General features: G+C 70.3%; 12 protein-coding genes. 10 read left to right on the forward strand and 2 right to left on the reverse strand.

The genetic code is table 11. The annotated features are described in order from the left end of the window. Window positions 1-1,002: 1,002 nt before the first annotated feature. From OHB13_RS23070 to leuE, 9 genes are all read left to right on the forward strand, one after another. Window positions 1,003-1,341 (forward strand): MerR family transcriptional regulator, encoded by a 339-nt coding sequence (locus OHB13_RS23070; protein ID WP_328378348.1) that lies wholly within the window; start codon window positions 1,003-1,005, stop codon window positions 1,339-1,341. Window positions 1,342-1,921: 580 nt separating this feature from the next. After that, window positions 1,922-2,125 carry a cold-shock protein gene (locus OHB13_RS23075; protein ID WP_266854017.1) on the forward strand — a complete coding sequence of 68 codons (204 nt, stop codon included), beginning with the start codon at window positions 1,922-1,924 and terminating at the stop codon, window positions 2,123-2,125. Window positions 2,126-2,444: 319 nt separating this feature from the next. Further along, window positions 2,445-3,959, forward strand: a complete 1,515-nt coding sequence (locus OHB13_RS23080; protein ID WP_328378349.1) for a DEAD/DEAH box helicase — start codon at window positions 2,445-2,447, stop codon at window positions 3,957-3,959. Window positions 3,960-4,048: 89 nt separating this feature from the next. Beyond that, complete coding sequence (locus OHB13_RS23085; RefSeq protein WP_328378350.1) at window positions 4,049-4,456, forward strand: hypothetical protein; 408 nt, start codon at window positions 4,049-4,051, stop codon at window positions 4,454-4,456. Between the two features lie 50 nt (window positions 4,457-4,506). Beyond that, on the forward strand, window positions 4,507-4,818 hold the full coding sequence (locus OHB13_RS23090; protein WP_328378351.1) for an SCO5918 family protein: 312 nt from the start codon (window positions 4,507-4,509) through the stop codon (window positions 4,816-4,818). Window positions 4,819-5,578: 760 nt separating this feature from the next. Beyond that, a complete protein-coding gene (locus OHB13_RS23095) occupies window positions 5,579-6,238 on the forward strand; it encodes an RNA polymerase sigma factor (protein ID WP_266854009.1) in 660 nt (219 codons plus the stop codon). Next, a complete protein-coding gene (locus OHB13_RS23100) occupies window positions 6,217-7,293 on the forward strand; it encodes a hypothetical protein (RefSeq protein ID WP_328378352.1) in 1,077 nt (358 codons plus the stop codon). The genes OHB13_RS23095 and OHB13_RS23100 overlap by 22 nt, the downstream gene beginning before the upstream one ends. Before the next feature lie 679 nt (window positions 7,294-7,972). Next, window positions 7,973-9,571 (forward strand): acyl-CoA mutase large subunit family protein, encoded by a 1,599-nt coding sequence (locus OHB13_RS23105; RefSeq protein ID WP_328378353.1) that lies wholly within the window; start codon window positions 7,973-7,975, stop codon window positions 9,569-9,571. A gap of 194 nt (window positions 9,572-9,765) precedes the next feature. Then, window positions 9,766-10,434, forward strand: a complete 669-nt coding sequence (gene leuE, locus OHB13_RS23110) for a leucine efflux protein LeuE (protein ID WP_328378354.1) — start codon at window positions 9,766-9,768, stop codon at window positions 10,432-10,434. Here leuE and OHB13_RS23115 read toward each other — a convergent pair. Further along, window positions 10,421-11,848, reverse strand: a complete 1,428-nt coding sequence (locus tag OHB13_RS23115) for an FAD-dependent oxidoreductase (RefSeq protein WP_328378355.1) — start codon at window positions 11,846-11,848, stop codon at window positions 10,421-10,423. The genes leuE and OHB13_RS23115 overlap by 14 nt on opposite strands. 38 nt (window positions 11,849-11,886) lie before the next feature. Between OHB13_RS23115 and OHB13_RS23120 the strand changes: the two genes are divergently transcribed. After that, a complete protein-coding gene (locus OHB13_RS23120) occupies window positions 11,887-12,549 on the forward strand; it encodes a TetR/AcrR family transcriptional regulator (protein WP_266853999.1) in 663 nt (220 codons plus the stop codon). Window positions 12,550-12,601: 52 nt separating this feature from the next. On the opposite strand, the gene OHB13_RS23125 is transcribed toward OHB13_RS23120, so the two are convergent. Next, window positions 12,602-13,690: a hypothetical protein gene (locus OHB13_RS23125; protein ID WP_328378356.1), complete on the reverse strand. Its 1,089-nt coding sequence runs from the start codon at window positions 13,688-13,690 to the stop codon at window positions 12,602-12,604. Window positions 13,691-13,825 lie beyond the last annotated feature (135 nt).

Below are 13,825 nucleotides of genomic sequence, written 5' to 3' on the forward strand. Positions count from 1 at the left end.
ACGTTGACGCTCATGGTGTCCACCGGATCACCCTGGTCTCTGGATGATCACGCAGGTCCTGCCTGGCGGTGCTTGTGCCCGGCCTGCGAGGTGTCAACCGCGCGGACGCCGGCTGTGGCACGTGTCCTGAGCGGTCATCCGCACAGCCCCAGGCGGGGCGGCTGCGGCATGCGCGGCGTCGAGGCCGGCCCAACGGCCAGGTCGGAGTGGGCAAGCCTGACTGGAACGACACGGCCACGTACCCGCCCCGTGGCCGAGGCCGACTATCTCTCCACCCGGGTCACGGAAATCTATGTCGGCCGGAGTAGACATTGGGTGGTGGTGTGGTTATGGTTTCTCTCGTAGCCCAGAGAGACAGCAGGGCCCGGCAGAAACGAACTGCCGGGGAGCGGTATCCGCAGTTGCAGTTCGCAGGACGGTGCGGTGGTGGAGTTTCGAAGCCAGAGTTGTTGCAGGACGGCGACGGGACTGACGACCGGACCGGGTGGCCCGCAGTGATCAGGGGCCGCCACGAGCAGTACCGCAGGTCACGCAGTAGCGGTATCCAGCAGCGAAGTTGAGTGAGCAGCACCTCGGTGAAGGCGTCGGCTGCGGACGCGCGCACCGGGAGGTTCGGCAGTGGGGTTCTAAGCCGGAGCAGACGCAGGACGGGCGACGGGGCTGGCTGTCGAAGAGTGGCGCTGCCACAGGCCACAGAGCAGGGCGCAGGACGGCGGTATCAGCAGTAGGTAAGTGATTGATCCCAGAGGGAAGAACGGAGGAGCAGGCGCCATCAGGATCGCCCGGGCGGAGTCTTGAGCCCGGGTACCGCAGGACATCGATAGTGAGGTGGTCTCCGGTCAAGCAACCGCGATCCCCGCAACCCCGACAACTTCCAGGTCGGGTCAGCGGAAGCAGAAGGTCGGCGCAGTACCAGGGCCGACAGGTGGTGTAGCAGTTCCTTCGGGGCCCGGGTGCCATACGGCACCCGGGCCCCTCCACGCGTTCCATAGAGAGGTGCAAATGACAGCAGACGACTCGTTCGGCCGTCTCGATGACGATGACTATCCCGCCTACACGATGGGCCGGGCCGCCGAGATGCTCGGTACCACGCAGGGCTTTCTCCGCGCTGTCGGTGAAGCCCGCCTCATCACCCCGCTGCGCTCCGAGGGCGGCCACCGTCGCTACTCCCGCTACCAGCTGCGTATCGCCGCCCGAGCACGGGAACTCGTCGACCAGGGCACCCCTATCGAGGCTGCCTGCCGCATCGTCATCCTCGAAGACCAGCTCGAAGAAGCCCAGCGCATCAACGCCGAATACCGTCGCGCCTCCGAGTCGGAGAACCCGACGACCGCAGGCTGAGGCGCAGAGTGCCCGCCCTGCCATCACGGCCCGCACTGTGGGGCGTGTAGCTGCCCCGGCAGGCTGCTCTTCGACCGGTTCGCCACGAACGGTGGGCGCCGGCCGTCAGGCGATGGCGGTGGGATCCGGGCACTTGCGACAGGCCGCGCAGCAGCAGCGCTGCGCGGTCTTGATCTACTTCAGTACCGGCATACGGGCTGATGGGCCGCGGTCCGGACAGGGGGTGCCACAGCGACAGTTATGCCCTCTGAGCCGTAATGTACGAGCGCTCTTGCTGGAACGTTGCGTTGCGGGTGGGTCAATATCTATGACCGCGAGACGAGAGTTCAATGTGCCGCGCGGACAGTGTGTTTACCGCAGCGAACAGAGTGGATTTGTTAATCGTACGCAGGTCACTACCGCATGCTACTGTCGATCTCAGTTGCAGTCGTGGTTCCCAAAAACTTCAACGCTTCCGCCGGTATTTAAGCTACAGGAAGCGTTTTGTATTTCCGGCTACTCTCCGGGCGGGGCATCATCTCGGCGACCCGGTATCCGTGGCTTGCGGATCCCGGCGTACTGCCCCACAAGGAGATATGACATGGCGTCCGGCACTGTGAAGTGGTTCAACGCGGCCAAGGGTTTCGGTTTCATCGAGCAGGACGGTGGCGGCGACGACGTGTTCGCCCACTTTTCGAACATCGCCGCCCAGGGCTTCCGTGAGCTGCTCGAAGGCCAGAAGGTGACCTTCGACATCGCGGCGGGCCAGAAGGGCCCGACGGCCGAGAACATCGTTCCCGTCTGACGCCGACGCGTACTTCGTAGCTGGGGCCCGCATCCCTCGGGGTGCGGGCCCCAGCTACGGGCATTTCCCGGGACTCCGCCCGCGGGGCAACGACGCCCGCGAATTCCTCCTCAGGAATGCGGACCTCTCTGTAACCGCACCGGTGGACGTCCTGCGTTTTCTGCCGACATGACGTCGCCGTTTTATCGCCTGCACTCGCGCCGAATTCGCCGCAGGCCAGATCCTATTTTACATTTCGTTCGGTCCGTTCTTGTGATTCCCCGCGCTGTTGTTCTGCTGCGAGAATTCCTTGATACGTGCCGTGTCAAGGAAGGTTCCAATGAACCCCTCACGTACGAACAACCGCTCCTCCCGCCGTCGTACCGGTGGCCCCGCCGTTGGCTCCGATACCGGTTCGCACCGGAGCGACCGCTCCGGCTCGCCCGCCCCGCGGCGTTCCGCAGGGCCGAGCCGCCAGGGCGGCCATGGCCGGCGGCCCTCGGCGGCCTCGGGCGAGTTCGCTCTGCCGAAGACGATCACTCCTGCGCTGCCCGCCGTCGAGGCGTTCGCCGATCTGGACATGCCCGAGCGGCTGCTGGCATCGCTCACCGCGCAGGGCATGAGTGTCCCGTTCCCGATCCAGGGCGCGACCCTGCCCAACACCCTCGCGGGCCGCGACGTCCTCGGTCGCGGGCGCACCGGATCGGGCAAGACCCTCGCCTTCGGCCTGGCCCTGCTGGCCCGCACAGCAGGACAGCGCGCCGAACCCTGCCAGCCGCTGGCCCTGGTCCTCGTGCCGACGCGTGAGCTGGCACAGCAGGTGACCGACGCACTCACTCCCTACGCCCGTTCGGTCAGGCTGCGTCTGGCCACGGTTGTCGGCGGAATGCCGATCGGCAGGCAGGTCAGCACACTGCGCCGTGGTGCCGAAGTCGTCGTCGCGACGCCGGGGCGCCTCAAGGACCTCATCGACCGGGGGGACTGCCGGCTGAACCAGGTCGCGATCACCGTCCTGGACGAGGCCGATCAGATGGCCGACATGGGCTTCATGCCCCAGGTCACCGCGCTCCTGGACCAGGTACGCCCGGAGGGCCAGCGCATGCTGTTCTCCGCCACCCTCGACCGCAACGTCGACCTCCTGGTCCGCCGCTACCTCACTGACCCCGTGGTCCACTCCGTCGACCCGTCCGCAGGCGCGGTCACCACGATGGAGCACCACGTCCTGCACGTCCACGGCGCCGACAAGCACCGCACGACCACGGAGATCGCCGCGCGCGAAGGCCGGGTGATCATGTTCCTGGACACCAAGCACGCCGTCGACCGGCTCACCCAGGACCTGCTCAACAGCGGAGTGCGGGCCGCTGCCCTGCACGGCGGGAAGTCGCAGCCGCAGCGCACCCGGACCCTGTCCCAGTTCAAGACCGGGCACGTCACCGTGCTCGTCGCGACGAACGTCGCGGCACGCGGGATCCACGTCGACAACCTCGACCTCGTCGTCAACGTCGACCCGCCGACCGATCACAAGGACTACCTCCACCGGGGCGGCCGTACCGCGCGGGCCGGCGAGTCCGGCAGTGTCGTCACCCTGGTCACCCCCAACCAGCGCCGCGACATGACCCGGCTCATGGCAGCCGCAGGCATCGTCCCCCAGACCACCCCGGTCCGCTCCGGGGAAGAGGCACTCAGCCGGATCACCGGCGCCCGGACACCCTCGGGCATTCCCGTGACGATCACCGCGCCGGTGGCCGCACGGCGTGAGCGCACCCGCAACACGGCCTCTCGCGGCCGTCGCAGCCCCGCATCAGCTGCCCGGCGTGTCACCGTGCGTCAGTCCTCCTTCGACGCGGCGGCCTAGGGCCAGACGCCGCGCGGCAGGCGGCACCTTGACGACAGGCCCTAGAACCCTTGATCCGGAAACTGGCCCATCTCTGCAGGAGGCACATCTTGGCACTGGTTCAGATGCAACCCCGCCCTGCGAGCGCCGCAACCGTGTACGGGACGGTGGCCGACGCCACGGACACCGCTGGATCGCAGGCCGGTGACGACATGACCATCGAGGTGGCCCTGCCCGTCATGGTCAGTGCCCGCGCCGGGCACCTGCTCGTCTGCGACCACGACGGCCTGTGCGCGCAACAGGCCACCCAGGCTCAGCTCGCTGCGGTCCGTGACAGCTCCGCGGACACGGACCGGGCCCAGCTGCGCGACATGCTCGGCCACCGCGGGCCGTTCACCTCACCCGTGACCACGATCGCCGAAGAAGCCAGGCAGGCAGTGCGCGGTCGTCGGCCCGCCGCCCTGCCGGTCGTCGATGGGCAGGGCAGCGCGCCGGGCGTCCTCGCCCTCGCTCGCTGAACCGCTTCACCGCCGCACCGTCCCCTTCTTCCTTCTCCCTGTGAGGCATCATGCGCTGTGTCATCGCCCGGTTCCCGTTCGACCTCACCAAAAGCGGCGTTCTGGAATCCATGAAGGGCGTCAAGCCCGAACAGGTCGTCGGCGAGTCCGTGATCATCGGCCGCCGCACCTACCCGATCAAGCAGGTCGGGCAGGTCATCACACGCCAGGACCGTCGCGATTTCAGCGCCGGTGAAATCATCCGGGCCATGACCCAGCTCGGCTTCACCTGCCCCGGCCTCCCCCACACCGCCGCGCCCAAGCACGCGCCCACCCCGTTCCAGCGGGCTTCCGCGACGCTCGGCGCCCCTGCCGCCGTCTGACCGAGGGGCAGGCGCGAGCCGCCACCAGAACAACAGCGAGGGCCCGACCAGCAGGCACCGGTCGGGCCCTCACCACATACCGAGGGGCTTGTCAGCGCGCAGCGGTGTATTCAGGTCGGAGCAGCTGAAGGTGCCCATGGTCCAAGCGCCTGGACGCCGGCCGTCGAGCCGGCGGCGAGGTCCGCGACGGCGCCTGGGTGGCCGAGCCCGGCGGAGACTGCCTGAAGGGGTGATCGAACAGGGGGAAGCCGCTGGGGGCCAAGTCCGTTCGCCATATCCACAACATCCTGTCGGGTGTCACGAACGGCACCAGTCTCCGGGCTGCACGATGTTCCAGTACGGCAAGCGCCGAGTCGAGGGGGCTCACAAGCCGGCTTCGGGGACGGCGCAGCGCGTCGGTTCGGGGGAAGCTCACATGAACCGGCTGGCGCGTTGGTCACGCCGTTGGTCGCATGGGCGCTATCTGTACGACATAACCGCAGGTCAAGGCGGTAAAAGACGGGAGGACGACCGGGGCCGCCACCCCCCACAGGAGAGGCCCCGGTCGCCGTCCGCCGGAGCCGCGGTACGGCCCCGTACCTCTCTCAGCGCCGGGCGTGCGTTTTCTGTCACACCGCGCAGAGTCAGCGCGTTGTCGCAGGTCGTACAAGACGTGGACGCGGGCCGGGCACAGGCCGTAGCGTGACGGATTGCGCACAGCGGCGCGGCAGTGGCGACCAGCTGCACAGCGGGGAGCGGTGCAGCAGGACAGGTTGAGGAAGTGCTGGGGGACGACGCGGAGCTGACCACCGCGGTGCTCGCGGCGCAGGACGGGGACGAGGACGCCTTCCGGACTGTGTACCGTGCGGTGCACCCGCGACTGCTCGGGTATGTACGGACGCTGGTGGGCGATCCGGACGCCGAGGACGTCACGTCCGAGGCGTGGCTCCAGATCGCCCGCGACCTCCAGCGGTTCAGCGGCGACGCGGACCGGTTCCGCGGCTGGGCGGCCCGGATAGCCCGTAACCGTGCGCTCGATCACATACGGATGCGGGGCAGGCGCCCCGCGGGCGGCGGCGACGAGTCCGAACTGGTGGCGGAGCCGGGCGACTCGGACACCGCGGGAGAAGCCATCGAGGCCCTGGCCACCGGACGCACGATGCGGCTCATCGCCCAGCTCCCGCAGGATCAGGCCGAAGCGGTGGTGCTGCGGGTCGTCGTGGGACTGGACGCGAAGAGCGCGGCGCGAGCGCTCGGCAAGCGGCCCGGTGCGGTGCGGACCGCCGCGCACCGCGGGCTGAAGAAGCTGGCCGAACTGCTGGGCCCCGACGCGGGCCCGCACGGACTCGACGCCGTACCCACGCAGCGCTCCTCGCACGAGGGGACGAAAGACGCGGTCGGTGTGACGCATTCGCGTCCGTGGACGCAGAAGGACATGTGATGGCCGACGAGCGGTGCGAATGGCTTGACAAGGACACGGCTGAGCGATTGCTGAGCGGTGGGCCTGTCGGTGCCGTCGACGATCATGCGAGGGCGCAGGCCGCGCGGCTGCACGCCGCGCTGGACGGTGCGGCTCCGGCGGCCTCCTGGGCCGGGACCGATGAACTCCCCGGTGAGAAAGCCGCGTTGGAGGCCTTCCGGCTGGCCAGGGACGGCGGCGCGGACGCGCTCGGACCGGTGCGGCGTACGGCGAAGGCGCAGGAACCGGCGCAGTCCCCGGCAACGGCCGGCGGCCGCTGGTGCCGACCGGTGCGGTTCAGCGTCGCCGCCCTGGTGGCAGGCTGCGCGCTGAGCGGGGTGGCGGTCGCCGCGGGGACCGGCATGTTGCCTTCGCCCTTCGGCCGCAGCGCACCGATGCCCGCCTCGTCCGTGTCATCCGCCGCGACACCGCGGCCGCTCATCTCCGGAACTCCCTCCGATACGCCCACCAGCTCCTCGCCGGGGCCGGACAGCAGCAGCCACGGCAGCGGGAAACCCGGCCCGGGACGGCACCACCCGCGGACCTCGCCCCCGGCGAGCGAGCCCGGCGGCGACGCGAGCGGCGGGGACAGCGGCAGCGGAGAGGGCAGCACGCACGGGACGAAGGCCGGAGGCACCGGGCGGGAGTCCGGCGCCGGGAACCAGCACAGGCCGACGCCGTCCGAAGGCGGTCACCGCCTGGGTGCCGGGGTGTTGCACAAGCTGGCCGAGGCCTGCCGCGACTACCGCGCGGGCCGGGTCGACGGTGAGCGCAGACGGGCCCTGGAGTCGAAGGCCGGCGGCGCGGCGAACGTCGAGAAGTTCTGCGGACGGGTGCTGGGCACCGGCAACTCCGACGGCCACCGGGTCTCGTTCACGCCCTCGTCCCCGCTCACCCCTGCCGCCCCCGCCACGTCTCCCGCCCCCGCGCCCTCCCTGTCGCCCGGCCCCTCGCCCTCGCCGACGTTCAACCTGCCGGCCTCGCCCTCACCGGGCGGAAGGAACGGCGCGGCGGCAGCGGCAGTGGCGAACAGCTGACGGACGCTCACCGGAACCGGCTCCGCCGCTGTGATCAGTCCGCTCGGCCGTCGTGCGGGACTCATTCCGCCACTGTGCCGGACTCATTCCGCTACCGTGCCGGCCCCTCCGTCGCCGTACCGGATGCGCCCGGCCGCCTTACCGGACCCGCTCGGCCGCCGTGCGGGATGCCCTCCGCCGCCGTACCGGACCCTCTCCGTCGCCGTACCGGATGCCCTCCGCCGTCGTGCCGGACCCGCTCCGTTGCCGTGACCGAGCTGCTCCGCCACTGGGTTCGATCCGCAGGTGTGACACTTTCCGGGGGCCCGGCGCAGTAGAGAGTGAGCCGACTGGTCATCGGCCGCGTGTGAGCCGGGGTTCCCCCCGTACCTGCGGCTCCGCGCACCCGGCGCGGGTGGGTTACGTTCCCCCGGACCCACCCGCGCCCCCAATCCCTCCCGTCCCTCCCGGGGCTCTCGTGCCGCCCCAACCCCCCCCACCGGGATCCGCGTGTTTCCCCTCCGGGCGTCGCGAAAGCCAATGCTGTGCGCGCGGTCCCAGCGTGTGCGTCTCCACCCGCGCCACGCCCACCGCTACAGTCCGTCGCGGGGGTCGGACTTACTGCCAGGTCGCCTTCGTGCCGGTTCATGGCGGGTGGCTTTTCTGGTGGGCAACCTTTCCACGCGGGAGGCAGCAGCAGATGGCACACGAAACCGGCGGCGACCGGCTCACCGAGAGCGGACTTCCGATCGAGCCGGTGTACGGCCCCGAAGCGCAGGACGGCTGGGATCCGGCCGAGAAGCTGGGCGAGCCCGGCGCGTACCCCTTCACCCGGGGTGTGTATCCGTCGATGTACACGGGCCGGCCGTGGACCATGCGCCAGTACGCCGGTTTCGGTACGGCCACCGAGTCCAACGCCCGTTACCAGCAGCTCATCGCGCACGGAACGACCGGGCTGTCCGTCGCGTTCGACCTGCCGACGCAGATGGGCCACGACAGCGATGCGGAGATCGCGTCCGGCGAGGTCGGGAAGGTCGGGGTCGCGATCGACTCGGTCGACGACATGCGGGTGCTGTTCGGCGGGATCCCGCTGGACCAGGTCTCCACATCGATGACGATCAACGCCCCGGCGGCGCTGCTCCTGCTGATGTACCAACTGGTCGGCGAGGAACAGGGCGTAGCCGCCGACCGGCTGACCGGGACCATCCAGAACGACGTCCTGAAGGAGTACATCGCGCGCGGGACGTACATCTTCCCGCCCAAGCCCTCACTGCGGCTGACCGCGGACATCTTCAAGTACTGCCGGGCCGAGATCCCCCGCTGGAACACCATCTCCATCTCCGGGTACCACATGGCGGAGGCGGGGGCCTCGCCCGCGCAGGAGATCGCGTTCACGCTCGCCGACGGCATCGAGTACGTACGGACCGCCGTCGCCGCCGGGATGGACGTGGACGACTTCGCACCCCGCCTCTCCTTCTTCTTCGTCTCCCGCACGACGATTCTCGAAGAGGTCGCCAAGTTCCGTGCGGCACGCAGGATCTGGGCCGGGGTGATGCGCGAGGAGTTCGGCGCGCAGAACCCCAAATCGCTGATGCTGCGCTTCCACACGCAGACCGCGGGCGTCCAGCTCACCGCCCAGCAGCCCGAGGTCAACCTGGTGCGCGTCGCCGTCCAGGGGCTCGCCGCGGTGCTCGGCGGTACGCAGTCGCTGCACACCAACTCCTTCGACGAGGCCATCGCCCTGCCCACCGACAAGTCCGCCCGGCTGGCCCTGCGCACCCAGCAGGTCCTCGCGTACGAGACCGATGTCACCGCCACCGTCGACCCCTTCGCCGGCTCGTACGTGATGGAGGCGATGACCGACGACGTGGAAGCGGCGGCCCTCGCACTGATGGAACGGGTCGAGGACCTGGGCGGCGCGGTGAGCGCTATCGAGAACGGCTTCCAGAAGAGCGAGATCGAGCGCAGCGCCTACCGGATCGCGCAGGAGACCGACAGCGGCGAACGGGTCGTGGTCGGCGTCAACCGCTACCGGCTCGACACCGAGGAACCGTACGAACCGCTGCGCGTCGACCCGTCCATCGAGGCCCAGCAGGCGGCCCGGCTGGCCGCGCTGCGCGCCGACCGCGACCAGCCGGCCGTGGACGCGGCGCTCGCCGCGCTGAAGCAGGCGGCCGGGGGCACGGACAACGTCCTGTACCCGATGAAGGACGCGCTGCGGGCACGGGCCACGGTCGGCGAGGTCTGCGACGCGCTCCGGGACGTGTGGGGGACGTACGTGCCGGTCGACGCCTTCTGAACTGCCGATGCTCCTGAACTGTCGATGCCCCTGAACTGCCGGGCCTTCTGAACTGCCGATGCCTTCTGAACTGCCGATGCCTCCTGAGCTGCCGATGCCTTCTGAGCTGTCGGGGCCCCTCCTCAGTTGGCGAGGCGGCCCGGGGTGCTGAGGGTCACTCCCGGGCTGTCGTACCCGCGTGCGAGACTCGGTTCATGCTCGGTGTCACGGATCTCCCCACCTACCTCGCCGGCCTGGCGCTGATCATTCTGCTGCCGGGCCCCAACTCGCTGTATGTGCTCTCGGTTGCCGCCCGGCGCGGCGTCCGCACCGGATACACGGCGGCTGCCGGGGTGTTCTGCGGGGACACCGTGCTGATGACACTCTCCGCCGCGGGAGTCGCCTCGCTGCTCCAGGCCAACCCGCTGCTGTTCGGCCTGGTGAAGTACGCGGGCGCCGGTTACCTCACGTATCTGGCGTTCGGCATGGTCCGCACGGCCCGCGCGCTCTGGCGCGACCGGAACGACCGGAGCGAGCAGAGCGAGGGGGCCGCGGAGACCACCGACGAGCCGGCGGCCGCGGCGGAGCGGCCGTACCGCAGGGCCCTGGTGGTCAGCCTGTTCAACCCGAAGGCGATTCTCTTCTTCATCTCCTTCTTCGTGCAGTTCGTCGACCCGCACTACGCCTACCCGGCACTCTCCTTCGTGGTGCTCGGCGGGCTGGCGCAGCTGGCGAGCTTCCTCTACCTCACCCTGCTGATATTCGGCGGCACCCGCCTGGCCGCCGCCTTCCGCCGCCGCAGGCGTCTCTCCGCCGGTGTGACGACGGCGCCGGGCGCGCTCTTCCTGGGTTTCGCGGTGAAGCTCTCGCTCAGCAGCGTGTGAGATAGCCGGTCAGCCCGGTGGCGTCGTCGCCGGCCCAGCCGATGTATCCGTCGGGCCGGACGAGGAACAGCCCCTTGCCGTACGGCTCGTAGGCGTCGAGCCGGTGGACATGGACCGCACCGGGGTCCAGCGGTGGCAGTTCCGCGTCGGTGCCCACCGCGAGCAGCGTGAAGTGCGGGCCGCGGAAGGCGTCGAAGAGCCGCCCGCCGTCGAGCGGTCCGTCGGGTGCGCGGTCGCCCGCCTCCAGCGCGCCCGCGGCGCCCTCGGACAGCGGCCCGCCGCGGTACCCGATGCCCAGTTGCTGGGTGGCGGAGCCGCGTCGCTGCTCGCCGCGGTGGACCCGGGTGGAGAGGCCCAGCATCTCGGCCGCGTTGGGGCGCCGCTCCGCCTCGTACGAGTCGAGCAGTGACTCGGGAGCTCCGTCGCGCAGCACCCGGCCGAGCTTCCACCCCAGGTTGTACGCGTCCTGGATGCTGGTGTTGAGTCCCTGGCCGCCGGCCGGCGAGTGGACATGGGCGGCATCGCCCGCCAGGAAGACGCGGCCCGCGCGGAACCGGTCGGCGAGGGCCGCACGCGGCCGGAAGTCCGACGACCAGAGCACCTCGGTGACATCGGCCGCGTCGAGATGCGTACGGGCGGCGATCAGAGCGCGTACGCCGTCGGCGGAGAGGTCGGGGCGTTCCCCGTCCGGGAAGCGCGCGACCAGCTGGAAGTCCTCGGTGCCGGGCAGTGGGCAGAGCACCAGGAAGCCCGCGTCGCCCGGGAAAACATGCCAGTTGAGCCGGTCCAGGGCCGGGACGCGCACATCGGCCACCAGCATGGACGAGGGGTCGACGGACTCGCCGGTCATCGCGATGGAGAGCGCGGCGCGTACCGTGCTGCGGCCCCCGTCGGCCGCGACCGCGTACGCCGCGCGGACGGTGGCGCCGGTGGAGAGTGTCGCGGTCACTCCGGACGTGTCCTGGGTGAGGGACGTCAGAGCGCTGCCGAACGAGACCTCGCCGCCAAGACCGGTCAGTCGCGCGGAGAGGATCTCCTGGGTGCGCCACTGCGGCATGATGCGCGGCGTTCCCGCGTACGGCGCCGCCGTGGTCGTCTCGACCGGGTCGAACATATGGTGCTCGCCCTGCCGCTCGCCGTCCTGCCAGATCATCTGGACCGGGGCCGGCGCACTCGAAGCCAGCACCTCGCCGATCACGCCGAGGTCGTCGAAGACCTCAAGGGTGCGGGGCTGGAGGCCCTTGCCCCGGGAGCCGGGGAAGAGCCGGTCCGCCTTCTCGATCACGGTCGTACGCACTCCGCGCCTGGCCAGATCGGTGGCCAGCGCGAGCCCGGTGGGACCCGCGCCGACGATCAGCACATCGGCCCGTGCGCCGGCCAGTCCGTCAGGTTCCTTAACGCTGTTAAGTTCCATGGTTTCGAGAGTGCCCTTAACGCTGTTAAATTGTCAAGGTGGGAACGACGAAGATCGATCGCGCGCGCGTCGCGGAAACGGCGCTGCGGCTGCTGAACGAGGTGGGGCTCGACGGTCTGTCGCTGCGTGCCATCGCCAAGGAGCTGGACGTCAAGGCGCCGGCGCTCTACTGGCACTTCAAGGACAAGCAGTCGCTGCTCGACGAGATGGCGACGCTGATGTACCGGCGGATGATCGCCGAGGATCTGCCGGATACGGGTCCCCGGGCGGCGGGCCGCAGTTGGCAGGACGGGCTGCTGGCCCACAACCGCGCCCTGCGCGCCATGCTGCTGCGCCACCGCGACGGCGCCAGGGTCTACAGCGGCGCCCGGTTCACCGGCACCGACCACGCGGAGTCGATGGAACGGCATCTGGGTGAGATGACCTCACGCGGGTTCGGCCTGGCGCAGGCGGTCCGGGCCGGGACCACGGCGTACTCGTACACGGTGGGCTTCGTCATCGAGGAGCAGGGCGTCCAGCCGATGCCGGACGAGCGCCGCGAGGGATACGAGATGGCGGAGCGCGCCCAGCTGTTCGCCGACTACCCGCTCACCGCGGCGGCGGGCTGGGAGATCTTCACCGACTACGACCGGCGCTTCGAGGAGGGGCTGCGGCTGATCGTCGCGGGCATCGAGGCGACGTACCGGCCGGACGGCGGCTGAGAGCGGACCCGCTGTCGCACTCACCGCCACGCGCCGGCTGTCGCACTCCGGCTCAGGCGATCGACGGATCCGACTCCTCGCTCACCGTCCAGGACGGTCCGTCCGGGAGGGCCTGGTTCGCTGCTCCGGTGCCCTTCAGAGCGGATATGCCGACCGCCACCGCAGCCAGCGTGCAGAGGAGCCAGTCGACCACGCCGGGCAGATGGGCGGGGCCCCAGTAGAGGACGGGGGAGACGATCAGCGCGGCCAGCAGGGCGCCGCCGAGGATCCGGGCGTGCACAGGCGCGGAGAACTTGGCGGTACGGGGCAGCCGCCGGGCGGTGCGGTCGGCACGGAGCGGCTGGGTGGCGGTCAGATACCGGCGTGCCTCGTCCGGATCCGCGAGGCCCATGAACACCTCTCCGCTGTCCGCGACGAACGCCGCGGGGAGTTCCCCCTCGATCAGCTTCCACCGCCGCGGCCAGCAGATCCACCCTTCCTGGCCTGCGAAGCGCACGGCCGCCCGGCCGACCTCCTCGGGAGGACCGGACAACCTGAACTCGTGTCCGCCGTCGCGGAGGACGAGCCAGTGGTACTGCGTGACGTCCTGCTCGCCCGGCCTGTCGCCCCGATTCAGGAAACGCATCCGGACGGGTTCCCCCACCAGGACCCGCGCGGCGTGCAGTTCGCCCCCGCCGGCGTCAGCGGTCAGTACCCGGAACTTGCGGCGCGTCTCGGCCTCGCTCACCTGCCGGCGCGCGAACAGGAGCGCCTTCAGGGTCACCACGATGACAACGAGGACCACGACCCCGGAGAGCACACCACCGGCCCCGGCGGACAGCCGGGCGAGCGACAGCGGGGTCAGCAGGAGGATGATCGCCCCTGTCGTACGGCCCGTGTCCCGGGCGGGGAGCGGGAGCCGGCCCGGCAGCGGAGGCACCGCGGACGGCCGTCCCGCTGAGCGCGCCCTGGTGAAGCGAGGTGCCGCGAGACAGGCAAGCACCCATCCCCCGGCGGCGACGGCGGCCGCTCCGAGAGCCGACAGGATGTCCCAGCGCGGGGCAGGCGCGTCGAAATGTACGAAGACCAGAGCCAGGGCGACTGCCGCGCAGGCCAGGGCCACGCTGCCGAGAGCGCGGGTGATCAGGGTGGAGCGTCGCATCGGTGTCCTCACCGGGGCAGTGGAGCCGGGGTGGGGAACCGTCTCGCGGAACGGGCGTAGCAGGGTAAGTCCGTACCTACTTGGTGCACGTACGGACCGATGGCTTGCGCGGTGAGATGTGGGGCGGCACGCGTG

Source organism: Streptomyces sp. NBC_00440 (assembly GCF_036014215.1).
Classification (GTDB): Bacteria; Actinomycetota; Actinomycetes; order Streptomycetales; family Streptomycetaceae; genus Streptomyces.

Coding starts and splice junctions, on each gene's coding strand:
- OHB13_RS23090 (WP_328378351.1), top strand. CDS start 4,507: ATGCGCTGTGTCATCGCCCGGTTCCCGTTCGACCTCACCAAAAGCGGC.
- OHB13_RS23075 (WP_266854017.1), top strand. CDS start 1,922: ATGGCGTCCGGCACTGTGAAGTGGTTCAACGCGGCCAAGGGTTTCGGT.
- OHB13_RS23115 (WP_328378355.1), bottom strand. CDS start 11,848: ATGGAACTTAACAGCGTTAAGGAACCTGACGGACTGGCCGGCGCACGG.
- OHB13_RS23070 (WP_328378348.1), top strand. CDS start 1,003: ATGACAGCAGACGACTCGTTCGGCCGTCTCGATGACGATGACTATCCC.
- OHB13_RS23105 (WP_328378353.1), top strand. CDS start 7,973: ATGGCACACGAAACCGGCGGCGACCGGCTCACCGAGAGCGGACTTCCG.
- leuE (WP_328378354.1), top strand. CDS start 9,766: ATGCTCGGTGTCACGGATCTCCCCACCTACCTCGCCGGCCTGGCGCTG.
- OHB13_RS23080 (WP_328378349.1), top strand. CDS start 2,445: ATGAACCCCTCACGTACGAACAACCGCTCCTCCCGCCGTCGTACCGGT.
- OHB13_RS23125 (WP_328378356.1), bottom strand. CDS start 13,690: ATGCGACGCTCCACCCTGATCACCCGCGCTCTCGGCAGCGTGGCCCTG.